The sequence below is a fragment of the Candidatus Thiodiazotropha endolucinida genome, assembly GCF_001715975.1.
In the GTDB taxonomy this organism is placed as follows: domain Bacteria; phylum Pseudomonadota; class Gammaproteobacteria; order Chromatiales; family Chromatiaceae; genus Thiodiazotropha; species Thiodiazotropha endolucinida.
In genome coordinates this window covers 1-25,608 of record NZ_MARB01000014.1, presented here as the reverse complement: position 1 = coordinate 25,608, position 25,608 = coordinate 1, and the positions used below count along the sequence as shown (strand labels likewise).

At 53.0% G+C, this 25,608-nt stretch carries 25 protein-coding genes and 1 pseudogene; 17 read left to right on the top strand and 9 right to left on the bottom strand.

The window, feature by feature from the left end:
* Positions 1–16: 16 nt before the first annotated feature.
* The 4 genes and pseudogenes from fliE to CODIS_RS12580 form a co-directional block, all read right to left on the bottom strand.
* A complete protein-coding gene (gene fliE, locus CODIS_RS12595) occupies positions 17–325 on the bottom strand; it encodes a flagellar hook-basal body complex protein FliE (RefSeq protein WP_069125592.1) in 309 nt (102 codons plus the stop codon).
* Between the two features lie 68 nt (positions 326–393).
* Complete coding sequence (locus tag CODIS_RS12590; protein ID WP_069125589.1) at positions 394–1,734, bottom strand: sigma-54-dependent transcriptional regulator; 1,341 nt, start codon at positions 1,732–1,734, stop codon at positions 394–396.
* Complete coding sequence (locus tag CODIS_RS12585; protein ID WP_069125583.1) at positions 1,731–2,963, bottom strand: sensor histidine kinase; 1,233 nt, start codon at positions 2,961–2,963, stop codon at positions 1,731–1,733. Before CODIS_RS12585 ends, CODIS_RS12590 begins: the two co-directional genes overlap by 4 nt.
* Positions 2,964–3,077: 114 nt before the next feature.
* Positions 3,078–4,554: pseudogene (locus CODIS_RS12580) on the bottom strand (sigma-54 dependent transcriptional regulator).
* A 398-nt stretch (positions 4,555–4,952) separates the two neighbouring features.
* On the opposite strand from CODIS_RS12580, the gene CODIS_RS12575 reads away from it, so the two are divergent.
* Together CODIS_RS12575 and CODIS_RS12570 are read left to right on the top strand one after the other, a co-directional pair.
* Positions 4,953–5,591 carry an FHA domain-containing protein gene (locus tag CODIS_RS12575; RefSeq protein WP_069125580.1) on the top strand — a complete coding sequence of 213 codons (639 nt, stop codon included), beginning with the start codon at positions 4,953–4,955 and terminating at the stop codon, positions 5,589–5,591.
* 8 nt (positions 5,592–5,599) lie between these two features.
* Positions 5,600–5,968 carry a PilZ domain-containing protein gene (locus CODIS_RS12570; protein WP_069125578.1) on the top strand — a complete coding sequence of 123 codons (369 nt, stop codon included), beginning with the start codon at positions 5,600–5,602 and terminating at the stop codon, positions 5,966–5,968.
* 93 nt (positions 5,969–6,061) lie between these two features.
* Here the strand turns inward: CODIS_RS12570 and CODIS_RS12565 are convergent, their stop codons facing one another.
* The 4 genes from CODIS_RS12565 to nth are packed head-to-tail and all read right to left on the bottom strand — an operon-like array spanning position 6,062 to position 7,852.
* Positions 6,062–6,253, bottom strand: coding sequence for a hypothetical protein (locus tag CODIS_RS12565; RefSeq protein WP_069125575.1), 192 nt, complete (start codon positions 6,251–6,253; stop codon positions 6,062–6,064).
* A complete protein-coding gene (locus CODIS_RS12560; protein ID WP_417903659.1) occupies positions 6,253–6,681 on the bottom strand; it encodes a DUF1841 family protein in 429 nt (142 codons plus the stop codon). The genes CODIS_RS12565 and CODIS_RS12560 overlap by 1 nt, the downstream gene beginning before the upstream one ends.
* A gap of 22 nt (positions 6,682–6,703) precedes the next feature.
* A complete protein-coding gene (locus CODIS_RS12555; RefSeq protein WP_069125837.1) occupies positions 6,704–7,162 on the bottom strand; it encodes a DUF302 domain-containing protein in 459 nt (152 codons plus the stop codon).
* Between the two features lie 57 nt (positions 7,163–7,219).
* A complete protein-coding gene (gene nth / locus CODIS_RS12550) occupies positions 7,220–7,852 on the bottom strand; it encodes an endonuclease III (RefSeq protein ID WP_069125572.1) in 633 nt (210 codons plus the stop codon).
* 290 nt (positions 7,853–8,142) lie between these two features.
* On the opposite strand from nth, the gene CODIS_RS12545 reads away from it, so the two are divergent.
* The 14 genes from CODIS_RS12545 to CODIS_RS12480 all read left to right on the top strand — a co-directional run bounded on the left by CODIS_RS12545 (position 8,143) and on the right by CODIS_RS12480 (position 21,776).
* On the top strand, positions 8,143–9,066 hold the full coding sequence (locus CODIS_RS12545; RefSeq protein WP_069125569.1) for a hypothetical protein: 924 nt from the start codon (positions 8,143–8,145) through the stop codon (positions 9,064–9,066).
* A 4-nt stretch (positions 9,067–9,070) separates the two neighbouring features.
* Entirely contained in the window at positions 9,071–10,123 is a 1,053-nt protein-coding gene (hemH, locus tag CODIS_RS12540; protein ID WP_069125567.1) for a ferrochelatase, read from the top strand.
* On the top strand, positions 10,123–10,515 hold the full coding sequence (locus tag CODIS_RS12535) for a gamma-butyrobetaine hydroxylase family protein (RefSeq protein WP_069125565.1): 393 nt from the start codon (positions 10,123–10,125) through the stop codon (positions 10,513–10,515). Before hemH ends, CODIS_RS12535 begins: the two co-directional genes overlap by 1 nt.
* 183 nt (positions 10,516–10,698) lie before the next feature.
* A complete protein-coding gene (locus CODIS_RS12530) occupies positions 10,699–11,025 on the top strand; it encodes an ATPase (RefSeq protein ID WP_069125836.1) in 327 nt (108 codons plus the stop codon).
* Between the two features lie 9 nt (positions 11,026–11,034).
* A complete protein-coding gene (locus CODIS_RS12525) occupies positions 11,035–12,096 on the top strand; it encodes a V-type ATPase subunit (protein WP_069125564.1) in 1,062 nt (353 codons plus the stop codon).
* Entirely contained in the window at positions 12,089–13,966 is a 1,878-nt protein-coding gene (locus CODIS_RS12520) for a V-type ATP synthase subunit I (protein WP_069125561.1), read from the top strand. The genes CODIS_RS12525 and CODIS_RS12520 overlap by 8 nt, the downstream gene beginning before the upstream one ends.
* A gap of 156 nt (positions 13,967–14,122) precedes the next feature.
* Positions 14,123–14,560, top strand: coding sequence for an ATP synthase subunit C (locus CODIS_RS12515; protein ID WP_069125558.1), 438 nt, complete (start codon positions 14,123–14,125; stop codon positions 14,558–14,560).
* A gap of 2 nt (positions 14,561–14,562) precedes the next feature.
* Positions 14,563–14,886 (top strand): V-type ATP synthase subunit F, encoded by a 324-nt coding sequence (locus CODIS_RS12510; protein WP_162420212.1) that lies wholly within the window; start codon positions 14,563–14,565, stop codon positions 14,884–14,886.
* 15 nt (positions 14,887–14,901) lie between these two features.
* Complete coding sequence (locus tag CODIS_RS12505) at positions 14,902–15,534, top strand: V-type ATP synthase subunit E (protein WP_069125552.1); 633 nt, start codon at positions 14,902–14,904, stop codon at positions 15,532–15,534.
* Positions 15,535–15,536: 2 nt separating this feature from the next.
* Positions 15,537–17,336, top strand: coding sequence for a V-type ATP synthase subunit A (locus CODIS_RS12500; RefSeq protein WP_069125549.1), 1,800 nt, complete (start codon positions 15,537–15,539; stop codon positions 17,334–17,336).
* Complete coding sequence (locus tag CODIS_RS12495; protein ID WP_069125547.1) at positions 17,333–18,712, top strand: V-type ATP synthase subunit B; 1,380 nt, start codon at positions 17,333–17,335, stop codon at positions 18,710–18,712. The genes CODIS_RS12500 and CODIS_RS12495 overlap by 4 nt, the downstream gene beginning before the upstream one ends.
* Positions 18,709–19,332: a V-type ATP synthase subunit D gene (locus CODIS_RS12490; RefSeq protein ID WP_069125543.1), complete on the top strand. Its 624-nt coding sequence runs from the start codon at positions 18,709–18,711 to the stop codon at positions 19,330–19,332. The genes CODIS_RS12495 and CODIS_RS12490 overlap by 4 nt, the downstream gene beginning before the upstream one ends.
* Before the next feature lie 341 nt (positions 19,333–19,673).
* Positions 19,674–20,924, top strand: coding sequence for an OmpP1/FadL family transporter (locus tag CODIS_RS12485; RefSeq protein ID WP_235615212.1), 1,251 nt, complete (start codon positions 19,674–19,676; stop codon positions 20,922–20,924).
* Positions 20,925–21,326: 402 nt separating this feature from the next.
* Entirely contained in the window at positions 21,327–21,776 is a 450-nt protein-coding gene (locus tag CODIS_RS12480; RefSeq protein WP_305782113.1) for a YSC84-related protein, read from the top strand.
* Positions 21,777–21,900: 124 nt separating this feature from the next.
* Here the strand turns inward: CODIS_RS12480 and CODIS_RS12475 are convergent, their stop codons facing one another.
* Positions 21,901–23,865: an acetoacetate--CoA ligase gene (locus tag CODIS_RS12475; protein ID WP_083220737.1), complete on the bottom strand. Its 1,965-nt coding sequence runs from the start codon at positions 23,863–23,865 to the stop codon at positions 21,901–21,903.
* 250 nt (positions 23,866–24,115) lie between these two features.
* Between CODIS_RS12475 and CODIS_RS12470 the strand changes: the two genes are divergently transcribed.
* On the top strand, positions 24,116–25,345 hold the full coding sequence (locus CODIS_RS12470; RefSeq protein WP_235615211.1) for a pyridoxal phosphate-dependent aminotransferase: 1,230 nt from the start codon (positions 24,116–24,118) through the stop codon (positions 25,343–25,345).
* The last annotated feature ends 263 nt before the right edge of the window (positions 25,346–25,608 follow it).

The window sequence follows — 25,608 nt, the reverse complement described above, 5'->3', positions numbered from 1 at the left end:
CTTCTTAATTAGAAACTTAGATCGGCATATTCATTACGTCTTTGTACGCTTCGACGAGTTTGTTGCGTACCTGAACCATGGCCTCGAAAGAGAGGCTCGACTTCTGGGCCGCAATCATCACCTGGGCCAGATCCATATCACCCTCGCCACTCTCAAACGCGGTGCGCAATGCACTGGCCTCCTGTTGCGCGGAATTGACGTGGTCGATTGACTGTTTCAGGAGTTCACCGAAATCCGCCCCGCCGCTCTCCGATGCCTGGGATGATTTATTGGTTGCCTGGGCCGCCATCACCCGCATCTGAGCCAGGACTTGATCAATGTTCATACTGTTACTCATCGTACCCTTCCCATTAAATCAGCTACTCAACTTTGCCACGCAGTTTTCATACCATTTCAACCCGGTATGGTGACGCCGGCATCCCGCATGCGCGCAATCTTGTAACGCAGTGTCCGTTCACTGATGCCAAGGCGGCTGGCAACCGCCTTGCGGCTGCCCCGCCCCTCTTCCAGCGCATCCAGAATCATCTGCTCCTCCACTGAGCGAAGATCTTCCGGCAGGCGGCCCGGATGAGATCGCTGTGAGGCCTGTACAGGCGTGGATTCCGCTGCCTCGCTCTCGAAGCAGAGTTCATCGGCATCTATCACGCCATCGCTATCGAGAATGAGCGCTCTTTGCATCAGGTTGTCGAGTTCCCTCACATTACCCGGCCATGGGTGAACAAGCAGGCGTTGTCTCGCCTCATCGCTCAGATTCGGCAGTGTCTGCCCGGTTCTGAGATTCTGCTGCAGGAGATGAAGCGCCAAAGGCAGAATATCCCGCTGACGTTCCCGCAGCGGGGGCAGACTGAGGGGAAAAACATTCAAGCGATAGAAAAGATCCTCCCTGAACCGGCCGGCTGAGACCTCTTCACGCAATTTGCGGTTGGTGGTTGCCAGCACTCTTACATCCAACTCAATCAGCTTGCGGCCACCCAGGCGTTCAAGCTCCTTCTCCTGTAAGACGCGCAGCAGTTTTGCCTGCAGCGCCAAGCTCATTTCGGATATTTCATCCAGCAGCAGTGTGCCGCCCTGTGCCTGTTCGAATTTGCCGGCGGTTGCTTGATAGGCACCGGTAAAGGCGCCCTTCTCATAACCAAAAAGGACCGCTTCAAGCATGTTTTCCGGAATCGCAGCACAGTTAATGGCTACGAAAGGGCCCTCTTTACGCATCGAGTGCTGGTGGATATAGCGGGCGTAGACTTCTTTACCGGTACCACTCTCACCATGCAGCAATACTGTGGCATCACTGCCGGCGACGCGAAGTGCCAGATCGAGCACTTCACGGCTTCGCAAATCCTCCGCAACAGGGCCATCTAAGACAGGTCCGACAACTGTTCGGATGTGACTGGCGACCTTACTGACCAGCACTTCCGCCTCAAATGGCTTTGTCAGGTAATCAACGGCGCCATCATGCATTGCCATGACAGCCTTCTCGATAGTGCCGTAAGCCGTCATCAGCAACACCGGCAAATCAGGATATCGCTCCCTGATCTTGCGTAAAAGAGTGTGCCCATCCAGGGGATGCATCTGTACATCGCTTACAACCATACCGACAGATCTCTGCTGCAGTAGATTTATTGCCGCACCGCCCTCTTCAGCAACACAGATCGGGTAACCTGCAAGCTCCAATGTGTCACTCAAGGCTTCTCTAAGCGCGGGATCATCTTCAACAATCAGCACCGTCGCTAAACTCATGACAGGCTCCTCATCGCATCATAATGTTCTGAAACAGACCTTCGTTCACCCTCCATCCCTGATTCCAGATCGCTCTTTCTCAAGGCCAGTGGGAAACGAAGATGAAACAGGGCACCTCCGGTATCCGAACGCCCGCTGGTGATCTCTCCTCCATGATTCAGCACCAGATTCTGGACTACCGCCAATCCCAGGCCCGTGCCGGCGTTGCGCGTGGTGAAAAACGGATCGAAGATACGGTGATGCAGATCATCCGGTATACCATGACCATTATCGGCCACATCCAACTCGATTTCGGATCCTACACGCAGAATAAGCCGAACCTCACTGGCCCCCTGCTGCACAGCATTTTCGAGCAGATTGTTCAACAATCCCTGAAGCGCATCTGGGCGTCCGATCATAATGGCCCGTTCCTGACTCTGGTCGTCGATCAGCAACTGCACATTGGCATCGGCCAAATCCTGTTCGACAGAAGCAGCGAATGCCGTCAGTAGTTTACCCAGGGAAAGACGGGATTCACCCGCGTCTCCCCCTCGTGCAAACAGCAGGATGTCATGTATTTGACGTTCCATGTGCTGCAGTCTGTCACGGAGCTTGGCGGTAAACTGATGGCGCTTCTGAGGAACCAGGTCATCACTGGCCAGATGGGAGACATAGAGTAGCGCAGTACTCAATGGAGTCCGCATCTGATGAGCCAGTTGAGCCGACATCTCACCCATCGCGGTCAACCGTTCATGTCGATTCAGCCGTTCTTGAAGACGACGGGTTTCAGTGACATCGAGCAGGACAAGGATACGTCCTGGGGTCTGTTCCAACTGGCTGGAAGAGAGGGTAAGCAGGCGACCGTTACGCAGCTTTAATTCGCTACCTGAGATATCACCGGTCAAAACAATGGCACGCACGACTTCCGGCCATGCATCATACTCATTGAGGGTACCGAGCAGCTTGAGGGCGGCCGGATTGAACTCACGAACACGCTCTTCGCCGTCCAGCACTATGACCGCTGCAGGCAAGGTTTCAAGCAGTCTTTCGAGACGATCCGCCAATCTCTCCTTCTCTGCAAGCTGTACCATACGCTCACTGCGGGCGGCAGCAAGTTCCTGATTCAACTCAAGCACTTGTTGCTGTAGCTGCTCGTAGGAGCCGGTCAGCTCTTCAGAGAGCTGATTAAACAGCTTGAACGCAGATTCCAAGGCGTGCTGTCTATCGGCAAGAGATGGCTTGGGTGACACGTATATTGGCCTCTGTAGTCAATTGAGCTTACTCACTGACCAAGTTGCAATATGTGTGCCTAATTTACTTTTTGTTATATATCAAGTAGTTATAAAGACAGATTTGACAGTGCGTCAAATTCCTGGCGACTCAGTTTGACGCTGCAGGCCATATTTACGTAACTTTTCCACCAGTGTGGTACGCCGCATATGTAGCCGCTTGGCGGCATGAGCGACTATTCCATCCGATTCATCCAGGGCCTGTTGGATCAGACTCTGTTCGAGTGAATTCAGATGCGCCTTTAGATCAAGACCATCGTTGGGCAGACGCGGAGCATTCATGGTGGTGCCAGGTTCCTCGCCCTCGAGGGTAACTTGTGGGAGTTGGGTAATCTCATGCAGATCGCCCGTGGGGCGAAACTTCTCCGGCAGATCGACCACATCGACAACCCCGTAGGGATGTAATATTGCCAGGCGTTCAATTAAGATTGGCCAGCTCCCTGACATTACCGGGCCAGCGGTAGTGACTCAGAGCGGCAATCGCTGCAGGAGTCAATCTGACCGATCCCCGTTTTTCGTTTTCTATGCGGTGAATCAGATCGTTCACCAATACGGGAATATCTTCAACACGATCCCTCAGAGGTGGCATTTCAATTGGAAACACATTCAATCGATAGAACAGATCTTCCCGGAAGTCCCCATTCTTGATGGCCTCTTCGAGATTTCGATGGGTTGCGGCGATGATACGGACATTACAAGCCATGGTTTTATTACTGCCAACCCGCTCAAAGGTTCTCTCCTGCAATACCCGCAGCAACTTAACCTGCATCGGCATACTCATGTCGCCGATTTCATCGAGAAACAGAGTACCGCCCTCGGCCATTTCGAAACGCCCCTGGCGGGCACTGATGGCACCGGTAAAGGCCCCTTTTTCATGACCAAACAACTCACTTTCCAGTAGATCGGCCGGGATCGCCCCGCAATTCACAGGGACAAAGGGCTTGCCGCGTCTCACCGAGTGAAAGTGGAGCTTGCGGGCCACCACCTCTTTGCCCGTACCGGATTCCCCCAATATCAATACCGTTGCCTCGGAATCGGCAACCTGCTCAATCATTTTATTGACCCGTCTGGTAGCCCTGCTGCTGCCCGATAAGCTACGGAAGAGTTCAACGGGTCGGGCGGTTTGGACGTCTGAAGTCTTTAACTCTTGATAGACCTGGGCCTTATGGATCAAAGCCATCAGATCATCGTAGACACTTGGCAGCTTGATACTGCCGATCACATTGTCACAACCTTCGAGTTTATCCGGTAGATCGCTGTGCTCATCATAGAGTTGAAAGGCCGGCATACCGGGAAACTCCTGCTGCAGTTGCTGCGCAATCTCCAGTTGCCGTTCCAATTCCAGATCAATGCCGAGAAAAACAGCCACACATGCGACTCCCTCATCTATTGAAGGCAACTCAATTTCAGACAGTTCCGAGACAATACGCAGATCGCCCTCGACAAACCTGATGACATTTTTCAGGTAACTCTGACGCTCAGAATTCTGATCGATTAAATAGACGCAAAGATTTGGAAACACTGGACCATCTGTAGCTATTGTTTGACCCATTAGTCAAATCCGTTTGACATGGCAGAAATACAACGTGATTTCAGCGAAGTTAAGCAGTAATCATACGAAATGTCAAAATTACGTCGATCCAATATTTTCAATTAATAATTTTCAGTAACACATTGTAATTATTATAGGTTAGTTTAAACTTCTAACATTATCACAGGGGAGCACTGATTAACCTTAGATTGTCTAACTAATATAAATTTACCTTTTGGTGAGCCGTATCATATTGACAACTTCACAGTGACGCTGACCCAGTAATCGGATCATTGCCATCAGATTTATCTATATATACCGATAAAATCCCTATAGAAAGAAGAGTGGTCATGATATGGTTTTCCCAATAAATCTGGGTATATACTCTACTTTGTACAGGTTGAATCTAAGACTTTTCCATGGCTAAACTCACCCTCTCCTTCAAAGGTCGTGTTATTGATGTCTTTCACATTGAGCGCGACAAGACCGAAATCGGGCGCAATGATGATTGCACCATTCCGATCGATAGTCTCGCCATAGCCCCTGTACAGGCGGTTATCACGCGCAATGACGACCAAAGCTACCTGCTCCAGGCTCAGGAGGAAGCATTTCCTGTCCTGGTCAACCATGAAAAGTCAGAGGAAATCACCCTCAACCATGGTGATGTCATACAAGTCGGGAAACATACATTGTCCTTTGCGGAAGATGTTATGGACCTGAGTGCCGATCTAGGCCCAATCCCTGCCAACGATCAGTTGACCGATGAAGATGAGCCGATCGAAAGCGATGATTCGAAATCCAAGTCAGGTGTACTTCAAATTATGAATGGTGATAACTTCGGAAGAATTATCCCACTTAACAGGAATATGACCCGGATAGGCCATGCAGGCGGTGATTGCGCGATGATCGCGCGAAGAGAGGACGGCTATTTTATCACCTTCCTCGAAGGCCCCAACCCTCCCCGCATCAACCGTAAACCGATGGGCAACCAGGCCCAGCTATTGACGGATGGAGATATCATCGATGTGGGCGGCACGCAAATGCAGTTTCATGATTAGGAAACGATATGAATGAACCAGATTCGAAAGAGCGTCGGCGTTTCCACCGCGTACTCTTCGATGCCCCCGCGACAATCATCAGGAAAAAAAACGCCTATCCCACAACACTGATAGATATCTCACTCAAAGGTGCACTACTCAAAACACCTGCCGACTGGTCCGGGGAGTTGGGGGATGAGATTACTATTGAGGTGATGCTCAACCACGTTGATGCCGTAATTTCCATGCATGCGGTCTGTGCACACGAAGAGAATCAACATCTCGGGGTATTGTGTGAAAAGATTGATATGGAGAGCATTATGCTGTTGCGCCGCCTGATCGAACTGAATATCGCTGATGAAGATCAGTTGCAGCGGGACCTGGAAGCGCTGGGATAATCAGAAAAGAGACCGGTTTTTTATAGCGTCCCGGACCCCGCCAGGTAGACAAACCGTAACACCTACTCGTCCTCTGAATCCTTCTTTTCCCTTTTACGCTGCAGAAACGCCGTCAACGCCACAGCGCCAAACAGCGCCAAACAGCGCATAGTAAATAGCATCACTGCGCTCAACACCAAACAAGAGCGCACCATAGCCCCCAATGGCCGCACCTATGCCGCCAAAAGCCAGGCCCCGCATGACCCGGCATAAGGTACAGTTTCGGTTATCTGTATATGCCGCCATTAATTCAACAGTGTCCTGATACACTCCAGATAGGCTTGTTCATCCGGCATCCTGTTTGTGGACTGCGCCTCCCATAACATCCGGCCAAGACACTCCATCAGTCGATGCTCAGCCTCATGCGCCTCTCCCATGCGTTGACAAAGATGATGGTAAAACTCGCTGATGCCTGCCGGTCGATCCGTTGAGATCTGCTCCAACAGGCTGATATGCATAGCCATGTGCAGAAACGGATTACTTTGCCCGTCGTCAGCGTGAAATTCCCGCGATAGAAATCGCTCACTGTCGCTCAACATCTCATGGTATTCAGGATGTTCAACAATCACACTGACGACCATCTTCTCCAGTGGCTCTGTCTCTTCACCTGCCAGATGCTTTCGCCATGCCTCAAAAAAGACCTGGCGTAGCTGGTTCCTGTCACCGCTGATCATACTTAGTAGTTACGGGTGGTGCCTAGGGTTGTGTGGCATGCCTTGCGAACTTATCCAGCGCTCCGGTGACCTTGCCCTTGACCTTAGGCCTGTCATCGATGGCGAATCTATTGAAAACGTGATCAGGACTATTGTAGCTCAGCCAGACCTTACCTTCCGCATCCTGCCAGACCAAAGCCTTCAACGGCAGATCGATACCGACACGCTGATCGCTTGTCATCAGAGCCGTACCTACCTTGGGACTGCCGAAGATAATCAGTTGGGTGGGACGCAGAGACTTTCCCACCTTTGCCGCCCCGGCAGCATGATCGATTCTGTTGAACACCTTCAAACCAGCCTCTGTCGCTGCCGCTGCAAATCGGTCGGCTGTCTTTTCGACACCAAACTGACTCTGAACATTTATCAGTCCTGTGTCAGCCTGTGCCATGGAAGCAATCACCAACAACAGAAAAACCATAAAAAGAGGGGTTGATTTTTTCATCGTCATCTCCGTTGATAAGCCTGAATAATCTAGAAAGCTGGAATTCAGGCGGGTTTTTTATACGTACTTATCCCGATATTCACACAAGTCTTCAATGACACAACTCCCACATCGAGGCTTGCGTGCTATACAAGTATATCGCCCGTGTAATATCAGCCAATGATGCGCATCTTGCAAGAATGACTGGGGTATATAACGTAAAAGTTTTCTTTCGACTTCCAATGGCGTCTTTCCCGGCGCCAGACGGGTTCGATTGGCAACCCGAAAAATATGGGTATCCACCGCCATGGTGGGTTGACCGAAAGCAGTATTCAATACAACGTTGGCCGTCTTTCGACCCACACCCGGCAATCTCTCCAGCGCTTTACGCGTATCCGGCACTTCGCTCCCGTACTCTTCGATCAAAATACGGCATGTTTCGACAATATTCTTGGCTTTACTGTTGAACAGCCCTATGGTTCTGATATAACGCTTTAACCCTTCCACACCGAGTGCGAGAATCTTCTCAGGTGTATTTGCCAGGGGAAAAAGCTGTTGTGTCGCCTTATTCACGCTCTTGTCTGTTGCCTGTGCCGACAAGATCACCGCCACGAGCAGTTCGAAAGGGGTATTGTAGCTGAGTTCGGTGGTGGGATCGGGATTATCCGCCTGCAAGCGCTCGAAGATTGCCTGGCGTTTCAGTTTATTCATATGAAATTGTTGCAAAGGTTACAGTCCAGTCTGAATTATGAGTGGCATGTTTCAAGGGGGAGAGATCGCATTATGCATATCATTGCCTGTTCCATCAGACTCGTGGTTGGCACATTCCAGTAGATGTCATTCAGGTTGTACAGACCGTGGTTATCAAGACCGTATGAACTATGGTTCACTCCTGCCGATTCACGCATTATCCCTAACTCCCCTATTGCGTCTTAGGGCCTGTTATCGACTATAGCAAGCGGGAACTCGCTTGTTCCAGTCTCCTGATGTAGTCTCCCCTCATGGTCAATCAGAAAATCAGTGCATTCAGTATACGTCGACTCAATCCGTTCAATGGCGTACTGCAGGTATTCAGCACTGAAAATGCCCGTGCATTAAGCGGCAATGGTGTTGTCTGGGAGATCCAGGTTCTGAGTGATACACCGCAGGGCCTTTGGGCCAATATGCCATTCAACGGGAAGGAGTTTTATATCTTCGGACGCTGGACAGTCGGCTCAGGTCTTCAGCAAGTGCCTGTTAATCCGTTATTTAATGTCCGTGATATGATTGCCTCAGCGGAACAACTGATCACTGCACTGTCTCCAGTCATCGACGATCTCCCCTTCCCCATGGCGGATATCTACGAGCAGTGGCTACTGGATGAACAGAGTCTCGCACCTGTTGCGCTTTTGACCTCCTGTCGCAATGCGGGTGAGATGAGTCGATGCGATGGTGCCAAGTGGATCGCCGCTGAACGAGGTGATTTCTCATTCATCTCTGCGCGATTATTGGAAAGAGAACAGCCTAACGATGACGGTTATAATCCCCGGGTGCATGCGTCGATCCTGGAGGCATTGGTCCGTCACCGTGGCGGACAGCACCATAGACGAGCCTGGTTCAAACATAACCCGGACGGTACATACAGCCAATGTAATGAGGGTCCCCCCAAATTACTTCCATGGACTTTTCCGGAGCTGCCCGTCACAGAGGATTGGGAGGATGAGGAGGCTCGCCGTTTGGTTGCCGACTATATCGCCTGGAGAGCGCCGCAACTATTGCAGTTGCACGGGCTCAGCCCGGCGATCCGTGAACGACTCGAGCGTATTGCCGTAACGCAGGCCGAGGCAGTTGAGCGCCTGTGGCGACTTTATCCGGAAATACACAATAAAGACCTGTTGAATAGTGCGCGGGTTGAAGCAAAAATCCGATCTACAAACCGGAATTAAGTCTATGAAGTACATCAATCAGTCAGATCAGCTCAATCAGCCAGACGGCGGTCTTGGGATAGTACTGGTCAACCTCGGCACACCTGATGCCCCGACAACTGTGGCTGTACGTCGCTATCTGGCGGAATTCCTGAGCGATCCACGCGTGGTGGCGATCCCGAAACTGATCTGGCAGATAATACTCCACGGTGTCGTATTGCGGGTCAGGCCGAAAAGAAAGGCCGAGGATTACAAGCGCATCTGGACAGAGGATGGCGCACCGTTGTTGGCCATTTCCAGAAGGCAACAGGCGGCCATGACGGAGATATTGAATTCACGTATGCAGGGAAGTGTCCACGTGGCTTTAGCGATGCGCTATGGCAACCCATCAATCGCCAGCGTGTTGCAGGAGTTGCGCCGGAAGAATGTCCAGCGCCTGCTGGTATTTCCCCTCTACCCGCAGTATTCAGCCACCACCACTGCCTCCATCTTCGATGCCGTGACAGGAGAACTCCAGGGCTGGCGATGGATACCTGAAGTGCGCTTCATACAGCGTTACCATGACCATCCCGACTATATCCGGGTATTGAGTGAGAGCATACGCAATTACCGTCAACAGGCTGGTGAAGCAAGAAGGCTGCTGTTCTCATTTCACGGTATCCCCGAGGACTACTACCAGGCTGGCGATCCCTATCCGGATGAGTGCCATGCCACAGCGAACCGGGTTGTGGAGCAGTTGGGACTGGACAGGGAACAATGGCATCTGGCCTTTCAATCGCGCTTTGGCGCCCAGGAATGGGTCAAACCCTATACTATGGAGACCTTGAAGCAGTGGGGCGCCGAAGGCATAGAGAGTGTCCAGGTGGTCTGCCCCGCCTTCTCCGCCGACTGTCTGGAGACGCTTGAAGAGATCGCCATGGAGAACCGGGATGCCTTCCTCCAAGCCGGGGGTAAAAGCTATGCATACATACCGGCACTGAATGACACACCAGAGCATATGAATATGCTTGCTGATCTGATCTGCAGACATGCCTCGGGATGGCCTGAAGCAGAACCCAGCCCAGAGGATAGGCATTGATGGTCGAGTATCCACACCCGGTTGATATCAAGGTACATCAGAAGAGTCGTTTCCTGGATATCGCCTTTGATGATGGCAGCCATTTCTCGCTGCCATGCGAATACCTGCGGGTCTATTCACCCTCCGCCGAGACGCGGGGCCATAGTCCTGCAACGGCAAAACTGGAGCGTGGCAAAGAGATGGTAAGCATCACCCAGATTGAACCTGTCGGTCAGTATGCAATTAAGATCCACTTTGATGACGGCCATAACTCAGGACTCTACGATTGGCGCTATCTCTATAATCTGGGCAAACACCATGATGAGCTTTGGCAGGCCTACCTGGATAAGCTCAAGGCCGTTGGCTATCAGCGCAAGGATCCTGAGCTGGCGCCTCCGGATGTCGATGTCTGATTCGGCCGGTGGGATTAGATGTTTGATTAATGATCTGGCTCAATCGACGATCAAATGAAGTCGTACACTCCACAGCTAAATTAGCTACACTATTCATGTACTGCAGGGTCGCAGATCGATGCCCTGCCATTGATCCTCAGATACAACAAACGGCCCAACATAATACTGGGGGGATTTGTATTAATGGAAGAATCACTTCAGCGCTTGCTCGATGCTGAAACCAAAGCGCAACAAATTCATAACAAAGCCGAGGAGATGCGAGAACGCATGATCCAGGAGGCTTTGCAAGAGGTAAAGACTAAAGAGGAACATTTCGAGGCGCGTATTCCCGAATTGCACCATAGTTTCATGGAGAAGGCGGAAAGCCGCGCTGAACAGACCATCGCGGAACTAAAAAAGCGCTTCAATGAACGCCATGCCCAACTGCGCGAATATGCCGAAGCACGGGAGGATGACGCATTGGATGCAGCCTTCACCGTACTGATCGATCCCACGGCAGATGAAGATTGAACCAATCCGTTGAGTTCGAATAGGGATCAGGCCTACCTAAAAACCCGTGTCGGTGTACTTTCGGCGCGTCTGCTCGATGCCGATGAGATCGAACGCTTGAAACAGATGTCACTCAGACAGCTTGGCGATGCCTTCGATCTTCAGCCGATTTTTGAAGAATCCATAGACAACCGGCAAAGGATCCGTTTGGTTGAACAGGCTCTGTTACAGCGACTGATGAGTGAACTGTCGGTTCTATTGCGCCCTCTCAGCGGCCGTTCCCGTGGACTGATGCTCTATTGGCCGAGAAAGTTCGAACTCTATAACCTGAAAACATTGATCCGGGGTAAATTGAACAGCCTTGGGATGGAGGAGATCCGGGATAACCTGTATGAGATGCCGGAGAATATCCGCCTGCCTCACGAATCCCTGCTGCAGGCAGAAAATGTGCTCGAGATGTTGCGTCAGCTCGACCAGGGACCCTATGCCCTGATTGCCAGGCAGGCGCGGAATGTGTTCGAGGAGCAGCACGAAAACTTCTCCCTTGACGCGGCCATCGATCGTCTCTACTACACCGGCATGCTGCGCCACGCCAATATTACGGACAGTATCGATAAACGCGGTCTGAAAAAGGTGATCGGTATCATGGTTGATCGGCAAAATATAATATGGCTGCTGCGCTACCGGCTGGTCTATCGCTTCGCCCCCAGTGAAGCCTACTATCTGCTGATCCCCTACGGCGGCAGGCTCCAGCGTGAAAAACTGATGGAACTGGCCAATCTGGATGGGCTGGAAACCATCATCGAACACCTGCCTGCCCCTTTTAAGGCGATCCTCTCGAATGCTAACAGCATCACCCAGGTACGCCAGCGTCTCGATCACACCGTCTCGGACGAATTACGTATATTGATGCACCACAGCCCCGACGCGGTGGTCTCCGCCCTCAGCTACTTGATTATTCGCGATATGGACCTGATGAAGCTCTACGCCATTATTCAGAGTAAGTTGCTGCAGATGGATGGGACAATTTTGAATGAGGCGGTACCCGGCAATCCTTTGCAGATGGAAGCAACGGAGGCTAGTCATGTTTAGCCCGCTGCCGATGAAGCATATCAGCCTGCAAGTGCTCACGGAGGACCTGCCAAATGCCTCGATGATCCTGGCCGGTCTCAACAGTTTCAGTCCTGACAATCGCCCCTATGCCGAGCAGGCACTACCCGATATTCCCGGTCAACGTTTTCGCGAGTGTTATGCGCAAGCCAGGGCGCGAATGGAAAAGATCGCCTCTCAAGTCGGATTCACACCCAAGGCGCTTGCCGGTGAGGTCACCCCAATCTCCGAACAGGAGCTCGAAGCGGTGAACCAATGGCTGGGGAAGGCGTGGGAGAGCTGCTCCGACTTTGACGAAACCCGCCGCCGGCAGCTGGAAGAACGGCGCAGTATCGATCAACTGGAGACCACTCTGGCCAATTTCCGTAATCTGCATATCGATCTGGGCCAGCTTCAGGGCGACAATCAGTTTCTCAAAACCACCATCGGCATGGTCCCCCGTACCCAGGTGAATCAACTGAAAGACGCTCTTGGACTCGATAACTACCTGCTCTTTCCCTTCCACGAAAGTGAAAACGAGAGCCATGTAATCATCGCCGGCACGGGTGGCCGTGAAGGCTCTAAACTGAAATCGGTGCTTGATACCGCCGGTTTCAGACCACTCGATATTCCACCGGAGCTGCATGCTCAGCCTGAAACCGCCAAGACCCGTCTCATGCAACGCAGGGCATCAGTAGAAGAAGCAGCCGAATCGCTTGAACAAAATATTGCGGCCTGGGGAAAATCCTCCGGCCAGGAGTTACAGAAGGCAGCACGTGTTCTCCATTTGGCAGCACCCTATGTGGCCCTGGGGGAGGCCGCCCGCCATCGGGGCAATCTATCCCGGCTGCAGGGTTGGATTCCCGCCGAGGATATAAGCCTGGTGGAAATCACTTTGCGGGATAAGCTTCCCAATACCTTCGTACTGGAGACCCGCGATCCCAAACCCGAGGAACGGGGACTGGTACCTTCGGTAATGCGGCATAACCGGTTGCTCAGACCCTTTTCATCACTGGTGATGCAATATGGTGTACCCCGTTATGGCGAGGTCAACCCAACCCAACTTTTCGCCCTCACCTATATCCTGATGTTCGGTATGATGTTCGGCGATGTAGGGCATGGTGCGGTGATCATCGCAGTCACCCTGCTGCTGCGGCGCAAACTGGGAAGCTTCACCCCATTTGGCATCGCCGCCGGTCTTTCCTCTGTTCTGTTCGGTTTTCTCTACGGTAGTATCTTCGGCTTTGAACATATCCTGCATGCGCTCTGGATCGCGCCACTCACCGATCCACTCTATATGCTCACCGTGGCGCTGCTCTGGGGCGTCTGTTTCATTATCCTGGTAACTCTGATCAATATCTTCAACCACATGATGATAGGTGACCGTATCGGCGCCCTGTTCGGAGACAATGGCTTGCTCTCTTTGCTGCTCTATACCGGCCTGTTGGGAACCGGCTACAGCTTTTACAACACCGGCAGCGTCTCTCCGTTTTGGGGCACTCTTGCCATCCTTACCCTGATCGGCATCTTCGCCCACAAACTGGTCGAGCAGGAAGCTGCGATCGGAGAGCGCATACTGGTTGCCTTCATCGAGACCTTCGAGACGATTACCGGTTATGCATCAAATACCCTCTCCTTCCTGCGTGTTGCGGCCTTCAGCCTGAACCATGTGGCGCTGGCGATCGCAGTCTTCACCCTGGCCAACATGATGGGTGATATGGGTCATTGGATTACAGTAATCCTGGGTAATATCTTTATCCTGGTGCTGGAAGGGCTGATCGTCGCCATCCAGGTATTGCGACTCGAATTCTATGAAGGTTTTTCCCGCTTCTATTCGGGAGATGGGAAGGCGTTTAAGCCGCTAACACTTTAACTTAAGAGTTTTTAGTTATGAGTTTTTAGTTATAAGTTATCAACAGGCAGCGATGTCACAGGTTACTGCATGTGAGTTAATTCAAACACGCGTCAGCGAAGCGAACACAACAATTCAAAACTCATAACTAAAAACTCAACATAATAGGAGATCAATATGTACTGGCTTATTGCAGTAATGACCCTGGGTATCGCCGGCCTCATCATCACCGGTGTTATCATGGAGATGCAGCCTGCCAAGGTCAGCAGACCGTGGTTCAAACCGACTATCGGCATCAATCTGCTGGTCTTTGTCGTCGCCCAGGCGGCACTGATTTTCATGGGAGCCAACGAGGTCATGGCGGCCACCGAGGTCGCCGAAATGGGTGGCGAGATATCGATTGGCCTCGGCCTTGGCATCATCGGTGTTGGTATACCGACTGCCCTCAGCACCATCGGTGCAGGTATCGCGGTGGGACCCATCGGCGCCGCGTCACTGGCTGTGCTGGCGGAGAAACCGGAGATCTTCGGACGCACGTTGATCTATCTCGGCCTGGCTGAGGGTATTGCCATCTACGGTCTGGTGATGAGTATTCTATTGTTGGATAAGATCTGAAAGTGCCGGAAACTGCAACACACAAAGTCAGAAAGATCTTCGTCGGCAGCCATGCTCTGACGGACGGCTTCCGGCTGATTGGATTTGAAACCCTCACAGAACCCGACAGCAGCAGACTGGATGAATTATTGAACCAGCTATTACAGGAACGACAGCGGGCGCTGCTAATCATCGAGCAGTCTGTCAATCATGTCGGCTCCAGGCTGCTGGATCAGATCCGCTATGAAGGCGGTCGTATCATCCTGTCCGAGGTCCCGTCGTTGCAAGATCCCGAGGAATTCCATTCCGACCTGGACAATCAACTGAAAAAACTGACCGGCGGTTAACAGAGGAGAACGACATTGAATCAGGTTGAAGCGCTTGAAAAAGCGATCCTTGAAAGGGCTGAATTGATGGCCAACGAGTGTCATAGCCGGGCCGAAGCGGGACGCAAGAATATCCTGCGTGAAGCCAGCGAGCGTCTTCATCTACGCGAGGAGAAAGAGACTCTGCTGGCCAAATCACTGGCGGACAGGGCCTATTTACGCAAGGTTCAGGCGGATGAGCTGAAGCTGCACAGTAAGATGGATCATATGCGTTGGAATCTAGTACAGGTAGTGGTCGGCCGTTTGCAACAACGCATGCAGGCCTTGACCCAGGACGAGGCAAAATACACCGAATTGTTGAAGGCCTTTCTGCAGCAGGCCGCGAAACAGATCGAGGAACAACGGCTGATGGTCTCGGTCAATGCCGAAGATCTGCGGCGCCTGAAACCCCAATGGGAAGCCCTGACCTCCAGTCTGGCGACAGGCAAGGTATTCGAACTGAAGGAGGAGAGTATCGAAACCATAGGAGGCTGCCTGATTACCACAGCTGACAAACGCGTTCAGATCGATCACACCTTCGAGGGCCGACTCTCCCGCCTGGAGCGCAAAGTGCACCAGGCGTTGGTTGAGAGGTTGTTACCCCCTATCGGTGATGGACAGGCACTTTGACAATGAAACACGAAAACAAGAAAGGCACCATTCAGGATATCAACGGTCCCATCGTCACTATCAGGCTACCGGGTGTGCAAAACGGAGAACAGGTGCGAATCGGCAGTCTCGGCCTGTATGGTGAGGTGATCTCTCTGGAGGGTGATGAAGCCCTGGCCCAGATCTACGAATCCACTGAAATGGTACGACCCGGCGAACCGGTAGAGGGTCTGGGCCACCCCCTCTCGGTGGAACTCGGTCCTGGCCTCATCGGGGGTATATTCGACGGTGTGCAGCGCCCCCTGGAGGAGATGTTCATCAAGGCAGGTGACCAGATCCCCCGTGGCCTCAGCCCCCTTCCCCTCAATCGGGAGAAACTGTGGCACTTCGTACCCAGCGACAATCTTGAACCCAATATGCCGATCATCGGTGGCGCCCGTCTTGGCGTGGTACAGGAGACTGAGACCGTCGAACACCGCATCGTCGTTCCCCCTACCATCGAAGGTGAATTGATCGAACTCGCGCCCGAGGGCGACTACAACCTGGAAGAGACCATCGCACAGGTGCGTGACCCTCGGGGTCAGGTGCATCATCTCAAGCTCTACCACAGGTGGCCGGTACGCAAACCCCGCCCCTATCAGGGTCGTGACAACGGGGTCGAACCCCTGATCACCGGGCAACGTATACTCGATACCTTCTTCCCCCTGCTCAAAGGGAGTAAATGCGCCGTACCCGGCCCTTTCGGCGCGGGCAAGACCGTGGTGCAGCATCAGGTCGCACGCTGGGCCAATGCCGATATCGTCATTTATGTCGGATGCGGTGAGCGCGGCAATGAGTTGGTGGATGTCCTCGACAACTTTCCCAAATTGAAAGACCCCTACAGCGGCAGACCCTTGATGGATCGCACCCTGCTCATCGCCAATACCTCCAACATGCCGGTGGTGGCCCGCGAGGCCTCGATCTATGTCGGCATCACCATTGCCGAGTACTACCGGGATCAGGGCTACGACGTGGTGATGCTGGCCGACTCCACCAGCCGTTGGGCCGAGGCCCTGCGCGAGGTCTCCGGCCGCCTCGGTCAGATGCCCGTGGAAGAGGGATATCCCGCCTATCTTGCCTCCCGGCTGGCTGCCTTCTATGAACGGGCGGGACGGGTCGAGACCATGGATTGCGGCAAGGGCTCGGTCACCCTGATCGGCGCCGTCTCTCCACCAGGCGGCGATTTCTCCGAGCCGGTCACCAGCCATACCAAGGAGATCATCCAGACCTTCTGGGCCCTCTCCAAGGAGCTGGCGGATGCCCGCCACTACCCGGCTATCGACTGGGTCGACAGCTTCTCCGCCGACGTCGGCACCGCCGCCGAGTGGTGGCACGAAAACATCGACCGTGGTTGGGAGAAACGCCGTGCCCAGGCGCTGGCAATGCTGGCAAGGGATGCGGAACTGTCACGTATCGTCAATCTGGTTGGGCCCGAGGCCCTCTCCTCCGCCCAGCGCTGGATATTGGAGGGTGCCGCACTGATCAAGGAGGGTGTGTTGCAACAGAGCGCCCTCGATCCGGTGGATACCTTCTCATCACCACATAAGCAGTTCATGTTGCTCGACCTGATCCTCACGGTGTATGACGAAGGCGCCACCCTGATCGAACTCGGCGTGCCTGTCCAGGAACTTGCCGAGATGCCGATACTGGCACGCCTGCGCCGCTGCAAGGAACTTTACGATTCGTCCCAAACAGATCAGCTGAAGGCCTTTCGTGTTGAGGCATTGAATGTCTTCAAGGCAATCCATTCCGAATATGCACAACGGGGGGAACAGACAGCATGAGCGCCAAGGAGTATCGTACCGCCTCCTCCGCCCGGGGCGGGCTATTGACGGTAGCCGATGTCCCCGATATCGCCTTTGGCGACCGGGTCCATATCCGCGACCAGCAGGGTCATACACGCAACGGCCAGGTGATCCGCAGTTCCAACGAAGAAGTGCTGATTCAGGTGTTCGAGGGCACCGCCGAAATCGACCTGGAGAGCACCTGGGTGCGCTTCCTCGACGAACCGGTGGAAATCGCCCTCTCTCCGGAGATCCTCGGTCGTGTCTTCAGTGGCTTGGGCGAACCGCGGGATTATCGTCCCCCCATTGTCTCAAACCTGCGCCGCAGCATCAGCGCCGCTGCATTCAACCCGGCAGCCCGCACCTATCCGAAAGAGTTCATACAGACCGGCATCTCCACCATAGACGGTCTCAACTCTCTGGTGCGCGGACAGAAGCTGCCGATCTTCTCCGCCTCGGGCCTGCCCCATAACCGACTGGCGGCGCAAATCGTACGTCAGGCCAAACTTCCCGACGACGACAGCCGCTTCTCGGTGGTCTTCGCCGCTATGGGTGTCTCCTACGCGGACGCCCGCTTCTTCCAGGAGGAGTTCGCCTCCTCCGGCGTGCTGGGCAATGTGGTGATGTTCGTCAACATGGCCGACGATCCGCCGGTGGAACGCCTCACTCTCCCACGCATGGCCCTGACCGCGGCGGAGTACCTCGCCTTCGATCTCGACCGCCATGTCCTGGTGGTAATGACCGACATGACCCACTACGCCGAAGCACTGCGTGAAGTCGCCACCGCCAAGGGCGATGTACCGGCGCGTAAGGGTTACCCCGGCTATCTCTACTCCGATCTGGCGGAGATCTATGAACGCTCCGGACGCATCAAGGATCGTCACGGCTCCATCACTCTGGTGCCGGTGCTGAGTATGCCCAGTGACGACATCACCCACCCGATACCGGACCTGACAGGTTATATCACCGAGGGGCAGATCGTCCTCAGTCGCGAACTGCACAACCAGGGCATCTATCCCCCGGTACACATATCCCCTTCACTGTCGCGTCTTATGAAAGACGGCATCGGCAAGGATTTCACCCGAGAGGACCATCCCCACGTCTCCAACCAGCTCTATGCCCTCTACGCCCGCGCCTTGGAGACGCGCAATCTGGCCTCCATCATCGGTGCCGATGAGCTATCCGCCCGTGACCGCCGCTACCTGGAGTTTGCCGATGCCTTCGAAGAGCGTTTTGTACAACAAGGGGAGGATGAAGACCGCAGTATAGAGGAGACCCTCAACCTGGCCTGGGATCTGCTCTCCACCTTCCCGCCACAGGCACTGACCCGGGTCAATGAAACCGAGATCGCCAAGTACCATCGGCAGAGCACATGACCGGTAAACGCATCAAAGCAGCCCCGACCAAAAACACCCTGCTGAATCTGAAACGGCAGCTCAATTTTCTTGAGGAGGGCCACAGCCTGCTGGAACGCAAACGGGAGCTGCTCACGCGACTGGTCTATCAACGCATCGGTGAATACCGCAAGATCAGAGATCAAGCCCACGAAGCCACCAAACTGGCTTATCACTGGCTCAGCATGCTGCAATTGCGTATGGGCAGCCGTGCCGTCAATCAGGCGGCCCTCGGGGTGGAACCCGTGCTGGATCTGAAAATCCTGCCGCGGCGAAACCTCGGTGTGGAGTACCCGTCTGTCAGCGGTGAACTGCTTCCCCTCAACCCGGTCGGCCTGCTCGGCACCGATCCCAGCTTCGATGAAACCCGCCTGCACTTTGCCGAAGCCTCGCTTCAGCTTGTAAAGATGGGCGAAGTCTCGATGAGTCTCAACCGTCTGATTGCCGAACAGCGCAAGGCGCAGAAGCGGGTGAATGCGTTGCGCTATAACATCATCCCCCAATATCGCAATACGATTCGTTTCATTGAAAATGCGCTGGAGGAAGAAGAAAGGAATGCCTTGTTTCAGGTAAAAGTGTTGAGGGATCAGGAAAGAATATAACGAAAAATCATCGGTCAATACATCCAACCCCTGATTTCTATACTAGGTAAGCGCTCTGCTTATTGATGTAAAACAATTGTTACAAAGTGATTTTCCAATATTCTTAAGTCCTGCCAGTTTGTGGTTTTATAGCACTGAATAAACTCATGTCGCCTGACTGCATAGATCCTTGGATATACCGGGTCATGTATATTGCGATCGGTTTGGACCACCATAGAGCTAGGGCAGTTAGTCACTATTTATATCTGTTGGGGAATTTCATTATGGCAGTCAGTTTCTTATTGGGTAGGCGATCAACAGTAACTCACCGGCTGTCCCGCTTCATAGGGCTTGTACTAATCATGTCTGTGAGCCATACAGCCCACGCAACCAATGGTTATTCCCCCACCGGGTTCGGCACCACCAACAAGGGCATGGCGGGTGCCGGTGTTGCATTTCCCCAGGACACCATCGCCGCCGCGACCAATCCTGCCGGCATGGGTCTGCTCGGTCACAGAACGGATCTGGGCGTGGCCCTTTTCTCCCCTTCCGACCGTGGCTTTACAGCCAATAACGACGCCCTATCACCGATGCAGATTCCAGCCGGTAAATACACCAGTGAAAACGATATATTTCTTGTGCCTCATGTCGGATGGAACAGGCCCCTGGACGAACATAGCAGTATCGGTATCTCCGTCGGTGGCAACGGCGGCATGAATACCGAATACGATAGCGCGGTGTTCGGTAATTTCGGGGCTGCCTTCGGCATTCCCACCAGCTCACCGACAGGCGTGGATTTCGCCCAACTGTTTCTCGGTGTCACCTATGCCCGTAAGGTCAGTGAAGGCCACTGGCTGGGTATCATGCCCATAGTCGCTGTGCAACGGTTCAAGGCGGAAGGTCTGGAACCGTTCGACAATCCCATGGCGACAACTGCAACGGGCAAGGTAACCAACAACGGTTATGATCAGTCATGGGGCTACGGTGTACGGATAGGCTGGCTAGGCAGGGTCAATGACAGGCTGTCACTGGGCGCCTCATACCAAAGCCGCCTCTATATGTCAGAATTTGACGACTACGAGGGCCTGTTTGCGGAACAGGGGGATTTCGATACCCCCTCAACATGGGTTATTGGACTCTCTTATGTTGCCAGCCCAACGGTTACATTGACGCTTGACTATCAGTATATCAATTACGGTGAAGTAAGGTCTCTCGCGAATAGCAATGATGTCAACTTCTTCGCCAATCCCAGTCAACGCCTTGGTTCGGATCAGGGCTTGGGATTTGGTTGGGACGACATGGGAATCTGGAAACTCGGGGTACAGTGGAAATATGATCCTCAGTGGACCTTTCGTGCAGGATATAGCCGTGCCGATGAGCTGTTTGAAGGCGGACAGGCGCTGTTCAATGTACTTGCACCGGCAACGATCCGTGACCACCTGAGCTTCGGCACCACTTTTTCCTTTAATAAAATGAATCAAATCAATCTGTCATTGACACGTGCACTGAATGAGAAGATAGAGGGAAGCAATCCGGTCTTTACACCCGGCCAGACAGGCTCGGTGGAAATGGAGCAGTGGGAACTGGAACTAAGTTGGGCACACCATTTCTGAGCTCAATCATTTTTATTATCAATACCTATATTCTCGTCAAGACACAATATTCGTGTATATGGAGCGTTAACGACTTGTAATAGACCATGCTCACAACAAACCTTGTTGCAACAAAGTGGTTTTAAAAAAATAGGTATTAACTGATAAAACGCGTTCCGCGTAATAACCAAGGCGGCCCCATAGTTTACATACACCCGATAGAAGCAAAAAGTTTACAAAAAAAGACACATTTTAATAACCGCTTATATTTGTTCTAAATTTATAATCTTATGATCAAATGCGTGGTCTAATTGAGGTAAAATGGAGGGAATATAAAGCTTCTCCCCATCTATAATACCTAATGGTTGATAGTGCGCCTATCAGCAGATCATACCCACACCGGCGACTGGAGGGTAAACAATAATGAATATTAGAATCACTTCCATTTATTCGATTACTGTCTTGTTTCTTCTCTCAGTGGTGAATGCCTGGGCCGATGAATATCAGGAGACAGTTGATGTCTTTAATGCCGCCAGTGAAAGTGGATGGTTCTTCGACAACCATCATGGCTATGCTGTTTTTCCCACCGTTGGAAAGGCGGGGATCGGCATTGGCGGCGCCTTCGGCAAGGGGCGTGTGTACGAGAATGGCGCGCACATCGGCGATACCAAGGTCACTCAGGTAACAATCGGCCTGCAACTCGGCGGACAGGCCTACAGCATGATTATTTTTTTCCAGGACAAGCGGGCACTGGATGAGTTTACCAGCGGCAACTTCGAATTCGGCGCGCAGGCTACCGCTGTCGCGATCACCGCGGGTGCCTCAGCCGCTGCGACGACCACAGGAAGTTCTGTCGGCGCAAGTGGCGGTTAACATGATGCCATCACCTCAGGTAAATATCACAAAGGCATGGCCACCTTTACCGTCGCCAAGGGCGGCTTGATGTATGAGGCGAGCATCGGCGGTCAGAAATTCAGCTACACGGCGAAGTAGCTAACTACGAAACAGCCAACTCAGGCAGGTTACGATATTGCATTAAGACATCGGGATTAATCAGTGACTCCGTATTGGCAACCGCTCTTCCCTCGACGGTATCCCGAACGGCGATTTCAGAAACTTTTCCATTGCGCGTCCTCGGAATGTCGGTCACCTGGATCACTTTTGAAGGCACATGTCGAGGACTGGCGTTTATCCGTAGGGTGTCATTTATCCGTTGGCGTAGTTCTTCATTCAAAACCAGTTCCTGTTGCAGGACCACGAACAGCACAACGCGCACGTCATCATCCCACTGTTGTCCCACGCAGACACACTCCTTCACCTGTGGCAGCCGCTCAACTTGACGGTAGATCTCGGCAGTGCCGATACGCACACCACCCGGATTGAGCACCGTATCGGATCGACCCTCTATGATCAGTCCACCCTGCCCGGTTATGCGTGTCCAGTCTCCATGGGTCCAGACACCTGTAAAACGCTCGAAATAGGCAGCACGATAACGGCACCCGTGACGGTCATTCCAAAAGCCGACCGGCATGCTTGGAAAGGGCTTTTTACAGACCATCTCACCCGACTGGTTGTTGAGACTCGTTCCTTCAGCATCGTACACATCCACCGCCATCCCCAGACCACGACACTGCAGTTGGCCGCGATACACCGGCAGCATGGGATTTCCCAAAGCGAAACAGGAGATGATATCGGTACCTCCCGAGATGGAACTGATCTGTACTCCCGGTTTGATCGCCTGGTGAATATAGTCGAAGGCCTCGGCTGCCAGTGGTGAACCAGTGGAGAGCAGCGTACGCAACTTAGACAGAGGCAGTTTATGCTTCACTGTCACATCTGCTTTCTGCTGAGCCGTGATATATTTAGCGCTGGTACCGAATACGGTAATACCTATATCGTCCGCCACACGCCATAAACGATCGGGTAACGGATACATGGGATTACCGTCGTAAAGTATCAGCGTGGTGCCTGAAGCGAGACCCGAGACCAACCAGTTCCACATCATCCAACCGCAGGTAGTGAAGTAGAACAGACGATCCTCGCGACGGATATCCGTATGCAGGCGATGCTCTTTCAGATGTTGCAACAGCGTGCCGCCGGCTCCATGCACGATACATTTCGGCTTTCCGGTGGTACCGGAAGAGAACAGGATTGCCAGCGGATGATCGAAAGGCAGCTGGGTAAAGGGTGGCAAAGGGAAATCGTTATCCAATGCACTCTCCCAGTGGATCACATCTTCGATTTCACCTGTCCCCTGCCAGGACACGAACAGACAATGCTCACAGCCAGGCAGCTCGGCCCTAACCTGACTGATCTTATCGCGAATATCGATGGATCGGCCTTTGTAGCGATAGCCATCTGCGACTATGAGCAGCTTGGGTTCGATCTGTCCAAAACGATCCACAATCCCTTCACTACCGAAGTCCGGTGAGCAGGATGACCACACGGCACCCAGCCAGGATGTGGCTAACATACCTATTACCGCATGCGGAATGTTCGGCAGGATGGCGGCAACCCGGTCACCCGGTTTTATACCCAGTTGACAAAGTGCCGCGGCAAGCCGGGCGCTGGCGTGGTAGAGCTCAGTATATTGCAAGGTACCACCACCCTCCTCCTCGCCAATACAGATCAATGCAGGATGATCATCCCTGAATCGCAGCAGATTCTCCGCGAAATTGAGTCTCGCCCCTGTAAACCAGCGAGCCCCCGGCATCAGGTTCCCATCTTGTAGTAGCTCGTCCCATTCACGACTGGCAACAACATCGCAAAAGCGCCACAAGGCACTCCAGAACGCGACGGGGTCAGTGACAGACCACTCCCAGAGCTGACCATATTCAGTAAATTCCCGCCCCTGCCACTCCCCTGCCTGGCGCATGAATAGCGCCATCTGGCACTGTTCCATCAGCTTCTTGGAAGGTATCCATACCGGGTGAGGGGGCTGTTCTGTATCGTTATTGCTCATGGCAATGCTCTCTTGCCGGTTAAATGGAGCTAATAGCACTCATCAAACGAGTGATCGTTTGTTTTCCAGGATGACCGATTCATCAGACATCCTAAACACTATTACGATCGTATTAACACTATGGATGATCCGGATAGGTATCTGTGATCACCGCTATTATGTTTAGAGAACAATCCAATACAAGGTACAGTTTATGTCTGTCAATCAACCTCGTTCTCCTGAGGTTTATCTTAATTTAAATGTCAGGGGTATGGGAGAATCCGCAACCCTGGCGATCAATGAGCGGTCGCGTCTGCTCATGGCTTCGGGGCGTGATGTCTATCGGCTGGGATTGGGACAGTCCCCTTTTCCTGTACCGGCACATGTGCGCGAGAGCCTCGCGAGAAACGCTCATCAGAAAGACTATTTGCCGGTCAAGGGACTCCCCGCGCTTCGTGAGGCCATTGTCAACTGGGTGAAACGCACCGAGGGCCTTGACTACGCTGTCGACAATATCGTGGTGGGTCCCGGTACGAAGGAGCTGATGTTTCTGGTTCAATTGGTCTATTACGGCGACCTGGTAATCCCTTCGCCATCCTGGGTCTCCTATGCGCCACAGGCACGTATCATCGGCCGGCAGATCCATTGGCTACGCACACGCCCGGAAACAGGATTGGGAGTGGAGCCCGAAATCCTGGAAGAATTGTGCCGACAAGATCCGGATCGACCGCGTCTTTTGATTCTCAACTCGCCCAGTAATCCCACCGGTCTCTGTTACACTGAGGAACGACTCAAAGCCTTGGCGGATGTATTACGTAAATACCGCGTGCTTGCACTCTCCGATGAGATCTATAGCGGTACGCATTTCAAGGGTAGTCATCGCTCTCTGGCACGCTACTACCCGGAAGGCACCATCATCAGTAACGGTTTAAGCAAATGGTGCGGTGCCGGTGGTTGGCGACTGGGTTTCTTCGTCTTTCCGGACAGTCTCAGCTGGCTGGCGGATGCAGTGGCCGCTGTTGCCAGTGAAACATTTACCTCCACCAGCGCACCCATACAGTATGCTGCGATCACCGCCATGGAGGATCATCCCGAGATGGCTGTCTACCTGAATCATTGCAGAGCGATTCTCGCCGCGCTGTCTGATTATGCCTGCAGGACGCTATCGGATACCGGTGCAGCGGTTCACCCATCCTCAGGTGGTTTTTACCTCTTTCCCCGCTTTGATGCTTATCGCCAGCAACTAGCCTGCCGCGACATCAAGGACAGCCTGAGTTTTTGCGATCGGTTGTTGCAGGAGCGGGGTGTGGCGCTGTTGCCTGGCGCCTGTTTTGGACGCCGTTCAAAGGAACTCTCCACACGCATCGCTGTCGTGGATTTCACCGGGTCACATGCCCTGGAAAAGGCTGAAGCCGAAACGATAGATGATGAATTCATACGCCGATACTGCAGCCGGGTTACAACCGCAGTGGAACAGCTGGCGGAGTGGCTGGGAGGGTGAACCAAAGCGTCAGTTGTATTGTGTTCCATACTGGCCTTTGATTTCGGTATAATGCCAATCGCTTGAATGAACCCGTGCACAACAGCAGACAGACAAGCAATGTACCAGGTAAGTGGGCGCCATATTCGCCCCAACTAGGGCCTGTTAACACTAATCCAATACGCCCTGCTGGGGCTGTTTTTGTGTCCAGCAAGGCAGAATGAGCGAGGTGTAGTTATGCTACATGAGCGAATGATAACGCCGCTGGGCGCAAAAACAGCCCC